Genomic DNA, 19,256 nt, shown 5'->3' with positions numbered 1-19,256 from the left:
TTAAACGGGGGATAAATATGCTTAAATTTATCTTAATTGTATCTATAGATTCAATATTTGTTTATATGTGGTTTAGATATTTAGACAGATTAAGAAAAAGTGGATGATGATTAATAATGTACAAAAAAAGGATGTAAATATCATAGGTATTGTATATTTGAAATACTGAAAAATAATATTATAATATAAGTATCAAACGTTTACCATTTTAAGGGGGATATCGAAAGATGGCTGATGTTATTCTTAAGCATGTATACAAAACATATCAGGGTGGAGTGACGGCTGTTAAAGATTTCAACTTGGAGATTAAAGACAAAGAATTTATAGTCTTAGTCGGACCATCTGGATGCGGTAAATCTACTACATTGAGGATGGTTGCTGGTCTTGAGGAGATAAGTCAAGGAGAGTTATATATTGACGGAAAATTAGTAAATGATGTTCCGCCAAAGGACAGAGATATAGCGATGGTGTTCCAGAATTATGCTCTGTACCCACACATGACAGTCTATGACAACATGGCTTTCGGCTTAAAGCTTAGAAAAGTGCCAAGGGCAGAAATAGATCAAAAAGTAAAGGAAGCAGCCAGGATACTTGGCATAGAAGATTATTTAAAGAGAAAGCCAAAGGCATTGTCAGGTGGACAAAGGCAGAGGGTTGCTTTAGGACGTGCTATAGTTCGTAATCCTAAGGTGTTCCTCATGGATGAGCCTCTTTCAAACTTGGATGCAAAGCTTAGGGTTCAGATGAGAACAGAGATTGCAAAGCTTCACGACAGATTGCAGACGACATTTATATACGTAACACACGATCAGACAGAGGCTATGACGATGGGATCAAGAATAGTCGTCATGAAAGATGGCGTCATACAGCAGGTAGATAAGCCACAAGTAATATATGAGCATCCTGATAATTTGTTTGTTGCAGGTTTTATCGGGAGCCCACAGATGAATTTCATAGATGCAAGGCTTGAAAGTGAAAATGGAAAAGTTTATGCATCTTTCAAAGGCTTTAAAGTTGTGGTTCCAGATGGAATCGTAAAGAGGTTAAAAGATGAAAGCTATATAGGCAAAGAAGTTGTATTGGGTATAAGGCCAGAAGATCTGCATGACGAGGAAGTTTTCCTTGAAGCATATCCAGATAGCGTGATTGAGACTAAAGTAGATGTTACAGAGCTTATGGGTTCTGAAACATATCTCTACCTCGATTTACAAGGACAGCCGCTTACAGCGAGAGTTGATCCAAGATCGACAGCAAAAGCTGGCGATATAATCAAAATCGGTCTTGATACGAATAAACTCCATCTGTTTGACAAGCAGACAGAGCAGACGATATTAAATAGATAAAACAATAAAACCCATAGGGAAGATTATTCTTCCTATGGGTTTTATTTATGCATACAGCTTTCCGTAAGGCCTATGACCTGCAGGATGAAGCTTTATAAACTTGTGATTCATTATTTTATCGTAGTCGTACTTGAAATACGATGAAAAGTTTTTGATGTATTTGCTTATTTCCTTTAAATCATCTTCTGTTGCTTCTTCTTTTATGACTTCTTTTCCAAGTTTGTAATCTTCTACGTCATTGCACCTTAAATATATGACACCGCCGTGCATTCCAGTTCCGCAATATTCACCGACGATATCTTTCTTGTTGCTTAAATTTAACACTATCATGCATCCACCTGCCATGTATTCACCGAAGAAGTCTCCAGGCGTTCCACCTATTACAACTACTGGAACTTTGTCGTTGTACTGTTTCATGTGGATACCTACTCTGTATCCGGCATCGCTTTTTATATACATGGAGCCGCCTCTCATACCGTATCCAACAACATCTCCAACATGACCGTGGACTATTATGCTTCCATCGTTCATGGTGTTTCCAATGGCGTCTTGACCATTGCCAAACACTTCAATAGTCAATCCGTCCATAAATGCAGCTAAGTCATTTCCTGGCGTACCTTCTATATTTATTTTGGTATTGCCATTCAAGTTATCTCCTATATACCTTTGTCCGTTCACATTTTTTAAATTTATCACATCTTCTCCTGAATTGACTAATTCTTTTATCATTTCGTTTAAATCTTTATAATGCATGTCTTTTGCATCGATTGTCTTCACATTAATGCACCTCCAGATCCAACATTTTGGATTTACGTAAGTCTTTAGGGAAATACACGTATCCGAAATCATCTTTCATAAGATGATCTTTAAATGGGGAAACATCTATTCTGTCTCTTATTAGTCCTGTATATATTCCTGCTCTATCAACATCGTTTATCAGTATGAAGCCTACAATATTGTTACCTTTAAGCACAATTTTTTTATAAGAGTTTTTGTCATAATCAGCTTTTGTTATCACATCATAAGAGCTATCTGGAGGATTTATGATTCCGGCTGTAATGATGTAAGTATCTTTGTAGCCTATGGAATTCATTGGGAATGTACCTTTTGTGGTACTTTCAATGCCTACCATGTTTAAACCAGCAATCTCTCCTTGCATGTAGGCACTGGGCCATATAGGCACGACTCTGTTTGAATCGATAAGCATATCGTATCCTTCAGCCACATCTCCAGCAGCGTATACATCGTCAAGGTTAGTCTTCATATGTTTATCTACCAATATACCGCGATTGACTTTTATGGATGTTCCTTTTGCAACATCTGTATTTGGAGTTACGCCTATTGCAAATATTAGATGGTCGGCAGGCAATGTTTCACCATTTTTCAAATGTACTTCTTTTACATAGTCGTCACCTATAATTTCATCTACTGTTGTATTTAACTTAATCTTTATACCGTCGTTTGTAAGCCTTTTTGTTACTATAGATGCGGATTCATTATCAAGGATAGTGCTTAAAATCCTGTCGGCAAGCTCAACGATGGTGACATCTGCTCCTAATTCATGAAGTCCTTCTGCGGCTTTGAACCCTATAAGTCCGCCTCCGACGATGACTACTTTTGAGTTTGGCCTGATATTTGATTTTAAGCTTTTTGCTTCGTCAAGTTTTATAAATGTCTGGATGTTTTTCTTTTCAAGGCCGTTTATCGGAGGGACGAATGGCTTGCCACCTGTTGCTATAAGCAGTTTATCGTACGATACAGAATCGCCATTTTCAAGCATGACATTTTTCTTGTTTTCATCAATAGATACTGCTTTTACACCAAAAATGGCTTTCACATTGTTTTTTTGGTAAAAGTCCTTGTCTCTGTATGTCATTTTTTCTTCTGTAACTGTCCCTGCAAGGTAGTACGATATTAAAGGTCTGGAATACACGTGGTATTTTTCATCAGATATGACGGTTATATTTGACGTTTTGTCGTACTTTCTGATGGCTTCCACTGCTCCAACCATTGCAGCGGAGTTTCCGATTATTACTATATTCATCTATATACCTCCTTCATAGACGAGAGCTTCGTTAGGACAGTTTTTTACACAGGCAGGCTCACCAGCTTCTGCACACAGATCGCACTTTGAAGCAATTTTATTGTTTGTGTCTCTTACGATTGCTCCAAATCCACAAACGAGGACACATGTCCAGCATCCTACACACTTATCGGTATCGCAAGTTACAGCACCTGTTACAGGATCTTTTTGCATTGCACCTGTTATACAAGCCTTTACACATGGAGCATCATCACAGTGTCTGCATTGCAGCGAGAAGGATAATGGACGATTTTCTTCTACAACGATTCTTGGAGCTGGACGGTTGCTGTCGAGTTTGTATGCCTTCAAAACATCTTTATACTTGGAGTGGGATGTTATACAGTATACCTCGCAAAGTTTGCATCCAACGCAAACTTCTTCCTTGGCATAAACCTTCTTCATATATTTCAATCCTTTCATTCAATATGGTAGATTAATAGTTGATAAATGTAATATTAAAAGATTTTATTCTCCGGCTGCCAGTATGCCTAATACATCCAGTTCTTTCTGTGTCATGCCTATTCCTCTTAGCATAAGCCTGTTGCCTTTTAGGCTTTCAATGTCGTTTATACCCATACCGCCAAGCATCTCCTGTATCTCATGGCCCCAAGCTGTAATGAGATTTATAAGCCTTTTGTATCCTATTTCAGGGTTTAATCTTTTTACGAGATTAGGATCTTGAGTAGCTATTCCCCAATTGCACTTTCCGGTGTAGCATTGTTGGCACATGTGACAACCAAGTGCGATGAGTGCCGCAGAACCTATATAGACTGCATCAGCGCCTAACGCAATAGCTTTTATTATGTCAGCACTGCTTCTTATGCTGCCTGCTGCTATGAGGGAGATGGTGTGTCTTATACCTTCTGAGCGAAGCCTTGAATCTACTGATGCTATGGCAAACTCGATGGGAATGCCTACATTATCCCTTATGCGCTTTGGAGCCGCACCTGTACCGCCTCTAAAACCATCTATAGCGATGTAGTCAGCACCAGCCCTTGCGATGCCAGATGCTATGGCTGCCACGTTGTTGACTGCAGCTATTTTCACACCGACAGGCTTTTTGTAGTCTGTTGCTTCTTTTAGCGAATATATCAATTGACTTAAATCTTCAATTGAGTAGATGTCATGGTGTGGTGCAGGTGATATGGCGTCGCTGCCTACAGGTATCATTCTTGTCTCGGAAATGTCTTCGCTTACTTTTTCACCAGGCAAATGACCGCCAATTCCAGGTTTTGCCCCTTGACCAATCTTTATCTCAACTGCCGCAGCAGTTTTTAAGTATTCCCTATCAACTCCAAATCTACCTGATGCCACTTGAACGATTGTATTAGGACCGTATTTTCTAAAATCCTTATGAAGACCGCCTTCACCAGTATTGTAGTATATTCCTAATTCTTTTGCTGCTCTTGCCAGTGATGCGTGAGCATTGTAACTTATTGAACCATACGACATGGCGGAAAACATTATAGGGTAATTTAATGTTAGCTGTGGAGGCATTTTTGTCTTCACGTTTAAATTTTCGTCTAATTCTATTTTATCTGGCTTTCTCCCTATGAAAATTTTTAACTCCATTGGCTCTCTTAATGGGTCTATAGAAGGGTTTGTAACCTGACTTGCATTAATCACCATCTTATCCCAGTAAATAGGGTATGGCCTGTCGTTTCCCATGGCTGACAGAAGAACTCCTCCTGTTTCTGCTTGCCTGTATATATCTCTTATGGCATCGTAAGTCCAATTGGCGTTTTCTCTGAAAACTTGAGGATGTTTTACTATTGTTAAAGCATGTGTAGGACACATTACGACGCATCTTTGGCAATTTACGCATTTATAATCGTCAGCTACCATTTTGCCTAAATCTTCATCGTAGCTGTGTACTTCATTTGCGCATTGTCTCATGCAGACTTTGCAGTTTATGCATTTATCGTAATCTCTTATCACTTTAAATTCTGGTGTAAGGTAATTAAGGCTCATGCAGTAACCTCCTTTTTATTGAAAATCTCAGAGACGTTTTGCTGATCCATCTCTGCAATTACAGGCTCTCCACCTTTAGGTATCCATACTCTATCAGGATTTTTGCAGACTTGCCTTATAGCTGATTCTTCGCTTGCCACGTAAATTACATCACCGTGGCTTGCGGCTGTTAATGGTCTTAATTTTATCCTGTCATTGATGGCGATGAAGCCATTATCGTATGTTACGATGAGTGAGAAAGGACCATTCAATAAAGCTTTGCTGTATATCATTTTGAGACTGTGATAAAGTTCCCTTTCCTTTTGAGGCATGCGTTCAACTTGATTCCACAGAGGTGACGCTACGACTTTTGCCGCCAAAGACACAGGTAGATTGTGCTTTCTTAACAGTAGATCGAAGATGTATGCAGCGACTTCGGTATCTGTCTGAAGTGTGCAAGAATATCCGAATTCTTCTAAATACTTTCTGTTTGTGTCATAAGAAGAAAGCTCTCCATTGTGTACTACTGATATGTTTAAGAGATTGAAAGGATGTGCACCGCCCCACCATCCAGGAGTATTAGTAGGAAATCTGCCGTGAGCTGTCCACATGTAGCCATTGTAAGTTTCTAATTTGTAAAACTCAGCTACGTCTTCTGGATAACCAACTGCTTTAAAGACACCCATGTTTTTGCCGCTGGAGAAAATATACGCTCCATCCACGTTTTTATTTACATTGAAGATAAATTTAACGACGAAATCTTCATCGGTAATTTCATTGGCATTTAACACTTCAAGTTTAGGCAATGCAAAGTATCTGTAGATAAGAGGAGCATTTTTTATGCTTTCTGTTTTTCTTGTAGGTATTTTTTCCTCGTAAGCTATGACGAAATTTGCTTTAAGCAATTCTTCAGTTTCCTGTTTTGCCTTTGTGTTGTCGTAAAACATGTGGAATGCGTAATGCTCTTTAAACTCAGGATAAATGCCATAGGCAGCGAAACCACCACCAAGGCCGTTTGATCTATCATGCATCGTTGCAATCGAATCGGCAATTATCTGGCCAGAAAAAACCGCTCCAGATCTATCTATTATGCCGCTAATAGCGCACCCAGAAGGTATCCTTATATTTCCTTCTTTCAACATTTTATAACCCCCTTAAAATTTTTTATGTGCAATATTTTTTTTGTAAACTGCAATTTTTAGAAAAAGTTTACTGCAGCATATTCTTACAGTAAACCGTTTGAAGCCAAATTTTTAGCTCGATAAGAGTGTTATCAATATTATATTACATTTTTTGAAAATTGCAATACAAAAATGTAGAAATTCATAAAGTAGTTTTGTCAAAAAACGCTTGTGACATTTTACGGCAAAATTTTGTTAATTTCTACAATACCTATTTTTTCTACTACAAAATATTGTATAATTATTATATACTTTATATTAAGGTGGTATTGTATGAGTATTTACGATAATATTAAAAAAGCCGTTAGAGATTTTCAAAGATATGTAGATGTTCCAATATATCTCATCGATAAAGATGGCAAGTTGATCTTTTCAGGTGAAGAAAATTCTTTAAAAAAAGAAGGAATTTTTGTCGTAAACAGAGAATTTATAGATAAAAAGGATGTATACGAATGTCAAGCCATGACTTTCTACAACATATTTGTAAACGGATGGCGTTTTTTGACTGTCGGCGTTAAAGGTACTGGTGAGAAGGCTCGAAACATTGTCATGCTGTTGTCAATGAGCTTTGAACACATGTCAAATCAGTTGTCGAAAGACGACTTGCTTTTAAAGCTTCTTTTAGGTGATTTAAAAGGCGATGAGATGGAGTATTACTTTCAAAAATTTAAAATTGAGGAAAAAGAACTTTATAGAGTTATAATAATTGAGTCAAGTGAGCAGATTTATGATGCCTATAAAATGGTGGGGCACATATTTGAAAAGAACAGCTATCAAACCATCATTCTAAGTGAAAATAGATTTGCTGTTTTGCTTTTAGAGACAGCTTTAACGGATATTGATATGGCTGCAAAAACTTTAAAGGATACAATAGAATCCGAAATATATATTAGGATAGATATGGGTGTTTCAAACAAAGCCTACAATTTTAAAGAGATAAGCAAAGGCTATGATGAAGCGTCTACAGCATTGAAATTTGGGAAAAAAATTGATAACAATGAGAAGGGGATTTACTTTTACAGAAGCTATGCTTTAGAGGAGCTGTTATTGAAGCTTTCAGATGATGACATTAAGAGGTTTCTTATGGCTTTTACAGATAGCAATTTGGATTATTTCAATGACGATGAACTTGTTACGACTCTCAATGCTTTTTTCAGGAATAGTTTGAATTTAAGCGAGACATCAAGAGATTTGTACATCCATAGAAACACTTTAGTTTATAGATTAGATAAAATACATAAGTTGACAGGATTTGATCCTAAACAGTTTAATGATGCCGTAATACTTAAGGTTTTAATGACGTTTGCGAAATTTTTGCCATAGTAAAAATAATTTCGAAAGGAATGTTGCAGGAAATGATTAAATTTGTTGGGGTTTCAAAGAAGTACAAAAATGACATTATCGCTGTTTCAAATATCAATTTTACGATTGACAATGGCGAGTTTGTCTTTTTGGTGGGGCCAAGTGGTGCGGGGAAATCTACGATATTAAAGCTTCTTTTGAGAGAAGAAATTCCTACTACAGGAAGTATCTTTGTAGATAAAAAAGATATAACAAAGTTGAAAAGAAAAGAAGTGCCGTATTTAAGGAGAAATATTGGCGTAGTGTTTCAGGATTTTAAACTTTTGCCGAATAAAACAGTGTATGAGAATATTGCATTTGCACTGCAGATTGTGGAAGCTGAGCCTAAGTATATAAGAAGAAGGGTACCGATGGTTTTGTCTTTAGTTGGATTAAGCGAAAGAGCCAATTCATATCCGCAGCAATTGTCTGGTGGCGAACAGCAGAGGGTGTCAATTGCAAGGGCGATTGTAAATGAGCCTTCGATTCTTGTGGCTGATGAACCTACGGGTAATTTAGATCCTGATACGTCATGGGAAATAGTAAAATTGCTGTCTGAAATCAATAAAAGGGGAACAACTGTAATAATGTCTACACATGCGAAAGATATTGTTGATTCGATGAAGAAAAGGGTCATTGCTCTTGAAAAAGGGAATATAGTAAGAGATGAGATGAGAGGTGTTTACGGATATGAAGCTTAATACTGCAGCATATTACATAAAAGAAGGTCTTACGAATGTCAAAAGAAACAGAGCGATGACAGTTGCATCTATTACTTCTGTTACGGCGGCACTGCTGATATTAGGGCTGTTTTTGATAATCATACTTAACGTGGATTCTATGGCCAGCCAAGTTGAATCGCAATTGGAGCTTAAAGCATTCATAAATGATAATTATGATGCTGCTAAAGTGGCAAAAGTGGGTGAGGAGATAAAGGCAATAAGCGGTGTAAAATCCATAACGTTTGAGTCTAAAAAAGACGCTCTTAATAATTTTAAAAAGCAGTTGGGCGACAAAAGCTATTTAGTAAATGGCTTGGAAAATGACAATCCGATGCCGCAGTCTTTTATAGTCAAAGTGACAGATGCAAACATGATGAAGCAAGTTTCAGAAGAGATAAAAAAGATTGACGGTGTAACGCAGGTAAGCTATGGACAAGATGTGGTAGATAAACTGCTGGGAATTATAAAGATAATAAGGATTGTTGGCCTCTTTGTAATACTTATTCTCTTTATAATTTCAGTTGTAATAATTTCAAACACAATTAAATTGGGAGTGTTTGCACGCCGCAGAGAGATTAACATCATGAAGTATATTGGCGCTACAGATTGGTTTATCAGGTGGCCATTCCTTGTAGAAGGCATTGTGTTAGGGCTTGTCGGTTCAGTGCTGGCTATAGCTATATTGGGCTTTATATACGGATATGCTTCAGACCTTGTGAACAACAAATTGATTATATTTACGCTTCTTCCTGCAGGTGTCGTGATAAAGCAATCACTTGTGTACTTTTTGGCTATGGGTTCTTTAATAGGTGCCATTGGCAGTGGCATATCTATAAAGAGATTTTTAAATGTCTGAGGAGGTATATTATTGAGGGAAGGAAAATGGAGGAAGATAATTTTTACATTATTAATTTCAGTGATGCTTCTTACGACATCATTTCCCAGAGCTGACCAACTGCAAGACGCAAAAAACAAATTAAACAATGTTCAAAGCGCTATAAGTCAAAACAAGGCTAAGCAGAACCAGATTGCAAGTCAAAAGCAGGATATACAAAAGGAAATACAAGATCTCGATATGAAATTGAACGATACTACGAAACAGCTTAACGATGCAGAGGCGAAATTAAATGATGCGATAGCAAAATTAAATAAAGCACAGCAAGAGCTTGATACGGCCAAAAAGACGGAAGAAAGTCAAAGGGATGTATTGAAAGAAAGAGTAAGGGCCATGTACATAAGCGGTGGAGAAACAGGTTATCTTGATGTGCTTTTAAGTGCAAAAAGCTTTGCTGACTTTGTAACAAGGCTTGATTTAGTAGAAAGGCTTGTTGGGTTTGATGTCAATCTTTTGAATTCATATCAGCAGCAGAGAAAGACTGTTGAGGAAAAGACGAAGCAATTAGCTATAGCAAAGCAGGATGCAGAAAATTATAAAAATCAGGTAGAGGCCAGAAAAAGAGATATTCAAGTTGCCTTGTCATCAAGGGAAGGATTCATGAGAGATTTAGAGAGGCAACAAGAGCTATATGAGGAGCAAGAAAAGGCTCTTTTAGAGCAGTCAAAGCAATTGGAGAGCACCATAGCCAAATTGCAGTCATCTAACACTGTTTATACAGGTGGAAAGCTTGGATGGCCTGTTCCCAGCAGTTCAACAATAACATCGCCATTTGGGACAAGATATCATCCTATTTTGCATGAGTATATAATGCATACAGGGATTGATATAGCTGCATTATATGGAGCCGCCATAGTTGCTGCAGCAGATGGCAAAGTCATATATGCAGGATACTATGGTGGATACGGAAACGCAGTTATAATTGACCATGGCGGCGGCATAACCACTTTATACGGTCATAATTCTGAACTTTTAGTTACAGTCGGTGAAACGGTGAAAAGAGGCCAACAGATAGCGAAAGCCGGTAGCACCGGGCTGTCAACAGGGCCTCATTGCCATTTTGAAGTAAGGAAAAATGGAGTGCCCGTAAATCCTTTAGACTGGTTAAAATAACCAGTCTATTTTTTTTGTCACCATATTATTGTATAATAAGATGTAACATCATATAATTTAGAGAACTGTTTTGATGCTTGGCAGTTTAATATTTTGGCTTTAAAGAAAGGAATGGATAAATATATGAACAAAAAAAGAATGGTTGCTGGCGCGATTTTACTTGTATTTGTAAGCAGCATAATGACTTTCTACCTTACAAGGCTTATTCCACTTGCGTACGGCGGTTCGGTGATTGTGCCGAGAGAAGAGTACAACCTTATTAAGCAGTACAGCAAGCTTTTTCAAGTTGAGAACATACTGACAAATGATTATGTTGATAAGATAGATCAATCTAAACTTGTTGATGGCTCAATAAAGGGCCTTGCCAGTTCTCTTGGAGATCCATATACGGTTTACATGGATAAAAAAGATTACCAAGATTTCACTACACAGACGACAGGCTCTTATGCAGGTGTTGGCATCGTGGTTTCAGTTGACAAAGATGGGCATATCGTAGTTGTCTCGCCAATGAAAGGAACGCCGGGAGAGAAAGCCGGAATAAAATCTGGCGACATAATAGTATCTGTAGACAATGTCAAGGTTAATGGAAATAATTTAGATAAAGCTGTTTCTTTGATGAAAGGGCCTCAAGGCACGAAAGTATCACTTGTTTTGATGAGAGACAATAAGCTTATTACTAAGACTCTGACGCGAGAGATAATCAAACTGCAGACGGTAAGCAGCACTATGCTGCCAGGCAACATAGGCTACATTAAGATGACGATGTTTGATGAAAACACATCTGCTGATTTTACAAAAGCTCTCGATGGTCTTAAATCACAGGGCTTAAAAGGACTTATCATAGATTTAAGAGACAATCCAGGCGGCATATTGGAACAGTGTGTAAATATTGCTAATGAACTTTTGCCAAAGGGGCTTATAGTATCTACAAAAGGCAGACAAAGCAAGGACAATCAAGTGATATATGCAAAAGGGCCAGGGTTGCAAAAGCCGATAGCTGTCCTTGTTAATGGCGGAAGCGCCAGTGCTTCTGAAATACTGTCAGGCGCAATAAAAGACAGAAAGGTTGGAGTGCTTGTGGGCACAAAGACATTTGGCAAAGGTTTGGTACAGTCTGTCATAGATTTTGGCGATGGTACTGCTCTTAAGTACACATCTGCAAGGTACTACACGCCAAGCGGTGTAAACATCCAAGGGAAGGGCATTGAGCCAAACTACGTTGTTGAGCTTCCAAAAAACTATGTCGTGACGGACACACCGGATTTAAAAGGCGATACACAGCTTATAAAAGCATACGACATAGTAAAATCAGAGATCAAATAAGGTGTTTATATGATATACATTAATTTAATATGGCTTATCATTAAATCTATTGCGTTGATGATCTTAAACCCTTTCATGTGGCTTGTCGTTGCCTTTATCTACTTCCAGTACAAGAGGAATGTAGAGATTGAAAGGCATATGGTGGGAAAAGAGCAAACACCCCTTAAAGATCAGGTTTTGGATTCCGTTATATATGGTTTCTTGATAGGCATATTGGGAAGCATAGTAATAGTTTTTTTAGGAATAACAATAGACAATATTGGTATAGAATACGTATTTCCACTTGCAATACTGTTAATGCTGATAAATCCAAGGTATATATGTTTTTCTTACGCTGGTGGGATTGTATCGCTTATAAGCTTGATAACTGGATATCCAAACGTAAATGTATCTGGGCTTATGGCTATAGTGGGTATTCTCCACCTGATGGAAAGCATACTCATTTACCTGGATGGTGCAGCCAACAGTGTACCTGTATTCGTAAGGCTAAAAAACGGCAATGTTGCCGGTGGATATACGATGCAGAAATTTTGGCCTATACCATTCATTGCCTTGTCTACGACGACAGCCATATTAGGTGGTGCATCATCCATAAACATGCCTGATTGGTGGCCTCTCTTAGGCCCTTCTTCAAATTTAAAAGATATTGTATTTATCATGATACCTGTAGTTGCTGCACTTGGATATGGAGATATAGCTCTTACAGAGATGCCTAAGAAAAGAGCCCATAGATCGTCAATAAGGCTTCTGGGTTTTAGTTTAATATTGATAGGATTATCTCTTTTAAGCATTAAAATATATATTTTCAAATGGATTGCGGCTATCTTTGGACCGTTGGCACATGAGCTAATCATTATAATTGGGCAGAGGGAAGAAAAGACGAAAAAACCGCTTTTTGAATACCAAGATACTGGTTTGATGGTGCTGTCTGTAGTAAAAAATTCTCCTGCTGAACAGATTGGAATAAAGCCAGGCGATGTGATTTTAAAGATAAATGATATTCAGATTAACAGTGAAGATGACATTAAAAGATTGCTTTCAACAAATCCAACCATATTGTTTATTACAGTAAGAGAGGCTGATGGCAGTTTTGTCAGATATGAATACAGAAATTGCAAGGGGATAAATTGGCTTGGACTGCTTATCGTACCACAGTATCCGGATAATTTATACAGCATAAGTGACATGGAAAATGGAGGTTTGATAAAGAGTTTGTTGCGGAAGTTTACGAAAAAGCATTAGGAGGTAAAGCAGATGTTTGTAGAAACTTATGAAACATACAATGCTGTTTCTGATAAAACATTGAAAGGCAAATTGGTGGTTGTCATAGATACGCTTAGGGCTACCAGTGTCATAACGACAGCTCTTGTCAATGGTTCAAAAGAGGTTATACCAGTAGCTGATATTGAAGAAGCTGTAAACTTGTCTTACAATTTTGACAAAGATGAAATATTATTAGGTGGCGAGAGAAATGCCGTCAAAATCGATGGTTTTGATCTTTCCAACTCGCCTTTGGAATATTCAAAAGATGTTGTAGAAGGTAAAACTATCATATTGACGACTACTAATGGTACGAGGGCTTTAAAAAAGGCTTCTTCATCAGATGATGTGGTTGTTGGATGTCTTTTAAATGTTTCATCTATTGCAGAATACATCCAAAAAGAAGACAAAGATGTAGTAATCATCTGTGCTGGCACTGAGGGGAAATTCTCCATCGACGATATTATAACTGCCGGTGCTATTTTGCATAAGCTTAAAGAACTAAAGCCGTATGAAAGTGACGATTTGTCAAAGGCGTCATATTTTCTATATGAATCATTTAAAGACAATGTTTTAGGCATAATGAAATACGGTTATCATTTAAACAGGATTGAAAAATTAGGTTATCACGATGATGTGGAGTTTTGCACAAGGATAGATATGTTTTCAATTGTTCCTAAATACATAAATGGCGTAGTAAAGATATGTTAAAGGCCGGCACATGCCGGCTAAAAACATATGTTTGTGTTGATTTTTTATATATGGTATAATATTATAAAATGCTTGGGAATGTTTATAGAAGGTGTTTGTAATGAGTGAGTTCAAACTTGTATCAGATTATAAGCCTACAGGTGATCAGCCAGAAGCAATAAGAAAATTGACAGAAGGCGTAAACATGGGCCTTAAGTGTCAGACATTGTTAGGGGTCACCGGTTCTGGCAAAACATACACTATGGCAAATATCATAAAGAATGTCAATAAACCTACACTTGTAATTGCACATAATAAGACTTTAGCAGCTCAGCTTTGCGCAGAGTTTAAAGAATTCTTTCCAGAGAACGCTGTAGAATACTTTGTAAGTTACTATGACTACTATCAACCAGAGGCTTATGTTCCACAGACAGATACTTATATTGAAAAAGATGCATCCATAAACGAAGAAATTGATAAACTTAGGCATTCAGCTACTGCAGCCCTTTTCGAGCGAAGAGACGTGATTATCGTTGCCAGTGTTTCATGTATATACGGATTAGGTGATCCGGAGGATTATGAGGAGCTTATGCTTTCTTTAAGGCCCGGTATGATAAAAGATAGAGATGAGATTTTAAAGAAACTTGTTGACATTCAATACGAACGGAATGACATAAATTTTGTAAGAGGCAAGTTTAGGGTAAGAGGTGATGTGATAGAGGTTTTCCCAGCATCATCATCTGACAAAGCAATCAGGATCGAGCTTTTTGGCGATGAGATCGATAGAATCACAGAAATAGATGTATTGACTGGCGAGATAATCGGCGAAAGAAGTCATGTGGCTATCTTTCCAGCATCACACTATGCTACATCGAAGGAAAAGCTAAAAAAAGCCATAGAAAGCATAGAAAAAGAGCTGGAAGAAAGGTATAAAGAGCTTAAAGATCAAGGGAAAATTTTAGAAGCTGAAAGGCTTAAACAGAGGACTAATTACGATATTGAGATGCTTCAAGAAGTTGGGTATTGTTCTGGAATTGAGAATTATTCCAGGCACATATCAGGCAGAGCAGCGGGAAGCCCGCCTTATACGCTATTGGATTACTTTCCTGACGATTTTTTGATGTTCATCGATGAATCACATGTCACAATACCGCAGATTAGAGGCATGTACAATGGAGATAGAGCCAGAAAAGAATCTTTGGTAGATTTTGGTTTTAGGCTTCCGTCTGCATTTGACAATAGACCTTTGAAATTTGAGGAATTTGAAGAAAGGATAAATCAGCTTATATGTGTTTCTGCTACACCAGGGCCATATGAATTGGAGCACTCTGAAAGAGTTGTTGAACAGATAATAAGGCCAACAGGGCTTGTAGACCCAGAAGTCGTTGTTAAACCTGTTAAAGGACAAGTAGATGATCTACTAAGCGAAATAAAAATGACTGTTGAAAAAGGATACAGAGTATTAGTCACGACTTTGACGAAAAAGATGGCTGAAGACTTGACAGATTATTTTAGGGACATGGGCGTAAAAGTCAAATACCTTCATTCGGATATTGAAACGATAGAAAGAATGGAGATAATAAGAGATTTGAGGTTAGGCAAGTTTGACGTCTTAATTGGAATAAATCTATTGAGAGAGGGTTTGGATTTGCCTGAAGTTGCTTTAGTTGCCATTCTCGATGCAGATAAAGAAGGTTTTTTGCGCTCTGAAACTTCACTTATACAGACTATAGGACGTGCTGCAAGAAATGCAGAGGGAAGAGTCATCATGTATGCAGATGTTGTAACAGAATCTATGAAAAACGCCATAAATGAAACCAATAGAAGAAGAGCCATACAGATGGAATACAACAAAAAGCACGGCATTACGCCAAAGACGATTGTGAAAGGCATAAGAGATGTGATAGAGGCTACAAAGGTAGCTGAAGATAAGGGCACTTATAAAGTGAAGAAGGCAGAAGTAATAGACAAGGTGTCTATTGAGAAAATGATAAATGAGCTTGAAAAAGAGATGAAAAAAGCTGCAAAAGACCTTGAATTTGAAAAAGCCGCAAAACTCAGGGATAAGATATTTGAACTTCAAAAGATGATGAAAAATGCTATATGATTGCTATTGCAATTTTTCACACACATGAAAGGAAGAAGCAAATTGGCAATAGATAAAATCGTAATTAAAGGTGCAAAAGTCCACAATTTAAAAAATATAGATGTTGAAATACCCCGAGACAAATTTGTCGTTATAACAGGGCTTTCTGGCTCAGGAAAGTCGTCATTGGCATTTGATACGATATATGCGGAAGGACAGCGGAGATATGTAGAATCTTTGTCAGCCTATGCGAGACAATTTTTAGGACAGATGGACAAACCAGATGTGGAGTACATCGAAGGTTTGTCACCTGCAATATCCATAGATCAGAAGACTACTAACAGAAATCCTCGCTCAACAGTAGGGACGGTTACAGAAATATACGATTATTTGAGGCTATTGTATGCAAGGATAGGTATACCACATTGCCCTAAATGTGGCAGAGAGATCTCCATGCAGACAGTTGATCAGATGGTAGACAGAATAATGAAGTTGGATGAAGGCACAAGGATACAAGTCCTTTCGCCTATCATAAGAGGACGCAAAGGCGAGTACCAGAAGCTCATGGAAGACGTAAAGAAAAGCGGATACGTAAGAGTGAGAATAGATGGTATAATGTACGATTTAAGCGAAGACATAAAATTAGAAAAAAACAAAAAACACACTATAGAGGTTGTTGTAGACAGAATAATTGTAAAACCACATATCGAGTCAAGGCTTACAGATTCAATAGAATCTGCACTAAAGCTGTCAGATGGAATCGTCACAATTGATGTCATAGGGCAAGAAAGCTTTACGATGTCTGAGAAGTATTCATGCCCTGACTGCAACATAAGCATTGAAGAACTTTCTCCAAGGATGTTTTCTTTTAACAGCCCTTATGGTGCTTGCCCAACGTGTGCTGGGTTAGGTGAATTTATGAGAATCGATCCGGATTTGCTTATAAGAGATAGAAGCAAGTCGTTAAAAGATGGAGTGTTTTCTGGATTTATCGTATCACAGGAAAGTTACACGTATCAAAATATTTTAAACCTTGTAGAAAGCTATGGATATAGTGAGGATACTCCATTAGAGGAGTACAGCGATGATTTGATAAATGTATTGTTGTATGGGAAAGATAAAAACGGCAAAAGGCATGGATTCGAGGGAATAGTAAATAACTTGGAGAGACGGTATAATTCTACTAATTCAAGCTTTATGCGGGAAGAAATAGAAAAGTACATGAGGCCAATCGTCTGCCCTGACTGCCATGGTGCTCGTCTAAAACCCGAAGTGTTGGCTGTAACTGTAGGTGGCATACCTATAAACAAGATGACAGATTTTTCTGTGACAGAACTTCTCCAATTTATGGATGAGCTTAAATTGACAGAAAGGGAGGAGTTTATTGCACATCAGATAATTAAAGAGATTAAAGCAAGGCTTAATTTCTTAAAAGATGTAGGATTGGATTACCTTACTCTTTCAAGAAATGCAGGTACATTGTCAGGTGGAGAGTCTCAGAGGATAAGGCTTGCCAGCCAGATAGGTTCAGGATTGGTAGGAGTTACTTATATACTTGACGAACCCAGCATAGGGCTTCATCAAAGAGATAATGAAAGGCTTTTAAATTCCCTTAAAAAGTTGAAAGACCAAGGGAATACGTTGATTGTGGTTGAGCACGACGAGGATACCATGTTTGCTGCAGATTACATCGTCGACGTAGGTCCAGGTCCTGGGGAGCACGGTGGTAAAATTGTCGCTGCAGGAACAGTAGAAGACATCATGGCATGTGAAGAATCTCTTACTGGTCAGTACTTAAGCGGGAAGAAAAAAATCGATGTTCCTAAGACGAGGAGAAAGCCTAATGGCAACTACTTGACAATTCGCGGTGCGGCTGAAAACAACTTGAAAAATATAGATGTCACGTTTCCGCTTGGTATACTGATATGTATAACAGGTGTGTCTGGATCAGGCAAAAGCACACTTATAAACGAAATTCTCTACAAAGCGCTGGCACAAAAATTGTACAAAGCAAAAGACTTGCCTGGGAAATATGATGCATTAGAAGGAATAGAGAGTATAGACAAAGTCATAAATATCGACCAGTCACCTATAGGAAGAACCCCCAGATCAAATCCAGCCACGTATACTGGCGTATTTGATCCTATTAGAGAGCTGTTTTCAAATACGCCAGATGCCAAGATGAGAGGTTATAAACCTGGTCGCTTTAGCTTCAACGTTAAAGGTGGAAGGTGCGAGGCCTGCAGTGGCGATGGCATAATAAAGATTGAGATGAACTTTCTTCCAGACGTGTATGTGCCATGTGAAGTATGTAAAGGCAACAGGTATAATAGAGAAACTTTGGATATAAAATACAAGGGTAAGAATATATCTGATGTCTTAAATATGACGGTGGAAGAAGCGTTGGAGTTTTTCGCCAATATACCGAGGATAAAAAGCAAGTTGGAGACATTGAATGATGTGGGATTAGGTTATATTAAGTTAGGGCAGCCTTCTACACAGCTTTCTGGTGGCGAGGCCCAAAGAGTCAAATTGGCGACTGAATTATCAAGGCGTTCTACAGGCAAGACGGTTTATATACTTGATGAGCCTACTACAGGTCTTCACTTTGCAGATGTCGACAGGCTTTTGGATGTGCTAAACAGACTTGTAGATGGTGGCAACACCGTAATTGTGATAGAGCACAATCTTGACGTAATTAAATCTGCTGATTACATCATTGACATGGGACCTGAGGGCGGAGACAGAGGAGGAACTATTGTGGCTACTGGAACACCGGAGGAAGTGGCTGAAAACAGCCTATCGTATACAGGGCAATTTTTGAAAAAAATTCTTGCCAGATAATGAGGTGTTTTTATGTATCAACTGGCAGCAAACATATTAAAATATGTATTATTACTGCTTATATATCTTTTTTTGTACAGAGTTTTTAAGATTATTTACCTTGACATTAAGGGCGTAAGAAAAGAAAGAGAGATTACAAAGGCAAAGTTGGTTTCTCTTTCAGGTATGGGTAGCTTCAACCTTTTTGAAGTGACAACAATTGGCAGAGCCGATGATTGCGATATAGTCGTTGATAATCCTTATGTATCCAGTAAACATGCCATGATCAGAAAAAAGGGCAAAAAATACATCATACAGGATCTAAATAGCACAAACGGGACATTTGTAAATGGCAGGCGTGTAAAAAACATTGCCAGATTGAAAAATGAAGATGTGATAAAACTGGGGAATGAAGAGTACAGATTTTTGATTTAAGGTGGTATCTA

Annotated in this window: 16 protein-coding genes; 11 read left to right on the top strand and 5 right to left on the bottom strand. The window is 38.0% G+C overall.

What is annotated here, in order from left to right:
- Positions 1–227: 227 nt before the first annotated feature.
- Entirely contained in the window at positions 228–1,343 is a 1,116-nt protein-coding gene (locus BVF91_RS04670) for an ABC transporter ATP-binding protein (protein WP_013787311.1), read from the top strand.
- Positions 1,344–1,388: 45 nt separating this feature from the next.
- On the opposite strand, the gene BVF91_RS04665 is transcribed toward BVF91_RS04670, so the two are convergent.
- From BVF91_RS04665 to BVF91_RS04645, 5 genes are all read right to left on the bottom strand, one after another.
- Positions 1,389–2,120, bottom strand: coding sequence for a GltB/FmdC/FwdC-like GXGXG domain-containing protein (locus BVF91_RS04665; RefSeq protein ID WP_045409159.1), 732 nt, complete (start codon positions 2,118–2,120; stop codon positions 1,389–1,391).
- A 1-nt stretch (position 2,121) separates the two neighbouring features.
- Positions 2,122–3,387 (bottom strand): NAD(P)/FAD-dependent oxidoreductase, encoded by a 1,266-nt coding sequence (locus tag BVF91_RS04660; RefSeq protein WP_085112313.1) that lies wholly within the window; start codon positions 3,385–3,387, stop codon positions 2,122–2,124.
- Complete coding sequence (locus BVF91_RS04655; protein WP_085112312.1) at positions 3,388–3,828, bottom strand: 4Fe-4S dicluster domain-containing protein; 441 nt, start codon at positions 3,826–3,828, stop codon at positions 3,388–3,390.
- Positions 3,829–3,891: 63 nt separating this feature from the next.
- Positions 3,892–5,397, bottom strand: coding sequence for a glutamate synthase-related protein (locus BVF91_RS04650; protein ID WP_013787315.1), 1,506 nt, complete (start codon positions 5,395–5,397; stop codon positions 3,892–3,894).
- Positions 5,394–6,518 carry a class II glutamine amidotransferase gene (locus BVF91_RS04645; RefSeq protein WP_013787316.1) on the bottom strand — a complete coding sequence of 375 codons (1,125 nt, stop codon included), beginning with the start codon at positions 6,516–6,518 and terminating at the stop codon, positions 5,394–5,396. Before BVF91_RS04645 ends, BVF91_RS04650 begins: the two co-directional genes overlap by 4 nt.
- 312 nt (positions 6,519–6,830) lie before the next feature.
- Between BVF91_RS04645 and BVF91_RS04640 the strand changes: the two genes are divergently transcribed.
- The 10 genes from BVF91_RS04640 to BVF91_RS04595 all read left to right on the top strand — a co-directional run bounded on the left by BVF91_RS04640 (position 6,831) and on the right by BVF91_RS04595 (position 19,245).
- On the top strand, positions 6,831–7,880 hold the full coding sequence (locus tag BVF91_RS04640; RefSeq protein WP_085112311.1) for a PucR family transcriptional regulator: 1,050 nt from the start codon (positions 6,831–6,833) through the stop codon (positions 7,878–7,880).
- A 32-nt stretch (positions 7,881–7,912) separates the two neighbouring features.
- Positions 7,913–8,599, top strand: coding sequence for a cell division ATP-binding protein FtsE (ftsE, locus tag BVF91_RS04635; protein WP_013787318.1), 687 nt, complete (start codon positions 7,913–7,915; stop codon positions 8,597–8,599).
- Positions 8,589–9,476: a permease-like cell division protein FtsX gene (ftsX, locus tag BVF91_RS04630; RefSeq protein WP_085112310.1), complete on the top strand. Its 888-nt coding sequence runs from the start codon at positions 8,589–8,591 to the stop codon at positions 9,474–9,476. Before ftsE ends, ftsX begins: the two co-directional genes overlap by 11 nt.
- 12 nt (positions 9,477–9,488) lie before the next feature.
- Positions 9,489–10,628: a murein hydrolase activator EnvC family protein gene (locus tag BVF91_RS04625; RefSeq protein WP_085112309.1), complete on the top strand. Its 1,140-nt coding sequence runs from the start codon at positions 9,489–9,491 to the stop codon at positions 10,626–10,628.
- A gap of 123 nt (positions 10,629–10,751) precedes the next feature.
- On the top strand, positions 10,752–11,951 hold the full coding sequence (locus BVF91_RS04620) for a S41 family peptidase (protein WP_085112308.1): 1,200 nt from the start codon (positions 10,752–10,754) through the stop codon (positions 11,949–11,951).
- 9 nt (positions 11,952–11,960) lie between these two features.
- Positions 11,961–13,193: a PDZ domain-containing protein gene (locus BVF91_RS04615; protein WP_085112307.1), complete on the top strand. Its 1,233-nt coding sequence runs from the start codon at positions 11,961–11,963 to the stop codon at positions 13,191–13,193.
- 12 nt (positions 13,194–13,205) lie between these two features.
- Positions 13,206–13,922, top strand: a complete 717-nt coding sequence (locus BVF91_RS04610; protein WP_085112306.1) for a 2-phosphosulfolactate phosphatase family protein — start codon at positions 13,206–13,208, stop codon at positions 13,920–13,922.
- A 100-nt stretch (positions 13,923–14,022) separates the two neighbouring features.
- Positions 14,023–16,008, top strand: coding sequence for an excinuclease ABC subunit UvrB (gene uvrB / locus BVF91_RS04605; protein ID WP_085112305.1), 1,986 nt, complete (start codon positions 14,023–14,025; stop codon positions 16,006–16,008).
- 42 nt (positions 16,009–16,050) lie between these two features.
- On the top strand, positions 16,051–18,831 hold the full coding sequence (gene uvrA / locus BVF91_RS04600) for an excinuclease ABC subunit UvrA (protein ID WP_085112304.1): 2,781 nt from the start codon (positions 16,051–16,053) through the stop codon (positions 18,829–18,831).
- 12 nt (positions 18,832–18,843) lie between these two features.
- The gene (locus tag BVF91_RS04595; protein WP_014758136.1) at positions 18,844–19,245 is read left to right on the top strand and encodes an FHA domain-containing protein; all 402 of its coding nucleotides are present in this window, start codon (positions 18,844–18,846) and stop codon (positions 19,243–19,245) included.
- Positions 19,246–19,256 lie beyond the last annotated feature (11 nt).

The sequence above is a fragment of the Thermoanaerobacterium sp. PSU-2 genome, from assembly GCF_002102475.1.
Taxonomy (GTDB): domain Bacteria; phylum Bacillota; class Thermoanaerobacteria; order Thermoanaerobacterales; family Thermoanaerobacteraceae; genus Thermoanaerobacterium.
The sequence above is the reverse complement of the archived record's forward strand: the minus strand, read 5'-3'. Positions and strand labels throughout refer to the sequence as shown.

What these genes read in the sequence shown, in the direction of transcription:
- BVF91_RS04670 (WP_013787311.1), top strand. Translation starts at nt 228, where the DNA reads ATGGCTGATGTTATTCTTAAGCATGTATACAAAACATATCAGGGTGGA.
- BVF91_RS04660 (WP_085112313.1), bottom strand. Translation starts at nt 3,387, where the DNA reads ATGAATATAGTAATAATCGGAAACTCCGCTGCAATGGTTGGAGCAGTG.
- BVF91_RS04655 (WP_085112312.1), bottom strand. Translation starts at nt 3,828, where the DNA reads ATGAAGAAGGTTTATGCCAAGGAAGAAGTTTGCGTTGGATGCAAACTT.
- BVF91_RS04650 (WP_013787315.1), bottom strand. Translation starts at nt 5,397, where the DNA reads ATGAGCCTTAATTACCTTACACCAGAATTTAAAGTGATAAGAGATTAC.
- BVF91_RS04645 (WP_013787316.1), bottom strand. Translation starts at nt 6,518, where the DNA reads ATGTTGAAAGAAGGAAATATAAGGATACCTTCTGGGTGCGCTATTAGC.
- BVF91_RS04640 (WP_085112311.1), top strand. Translation starts at nt 6,831, where the DNA reads ATGAGTATTTACGATAATATTAAAAAAGCCGTTAGAGATTTTCAAAGA.
- ftsE (WP_013787318.1), top strand. Translation starts at nt 7,913, where the DNA reads ATGATTAAATTTGTTGGGGTTTCAAAGAAGTACAAAAATGACATTATC.
- ftsX (WP_085112310.1), top strand. Translation starts at nt 8,589, where the DNA reads ATGAAGCTTAATACTGCAGCATATTACATAAAAGAAGGTCTTACGAAT.
- BVF91_RS04620 (WP_085112308.1), top strand. Translation starts at nt 10,752, where the DNA reads ATGAACAAAAAAAGAATGGTTGCTGGCGCGATTTTACTTGTATTTGTA.
- BVF91_RS04615 (WP_085112307.1), top strand. Translation starts at nt 11,961, where the DNA reads ATGATATACATTAATTTAATATGGCTTATCATTAAATCTATTGCGTTG.
- BVF91_RS04610 (WP_085112306.1), top strand. Translation starts at nt 13,206, where the DNA reads ATGTTTGTAGAAACTTATGAAACATACAATGCTGTTTCTGATAAAACA.
- uvrB (WP_085112305.1), top strand. Translation starts at nt 14,023, where the DNA reads ATGAGTGAGTTCAAACTTGTATCAGATTATAAGCCTACAGGTGATCAG.
- BVF91_RS04595 (WP_014758136.1), top strand. Translation starts at nt 18,844, where the DNA reads ATGTATCAACTGGCAGCAAACATATTAAAATATGTATTATTACTGCTT.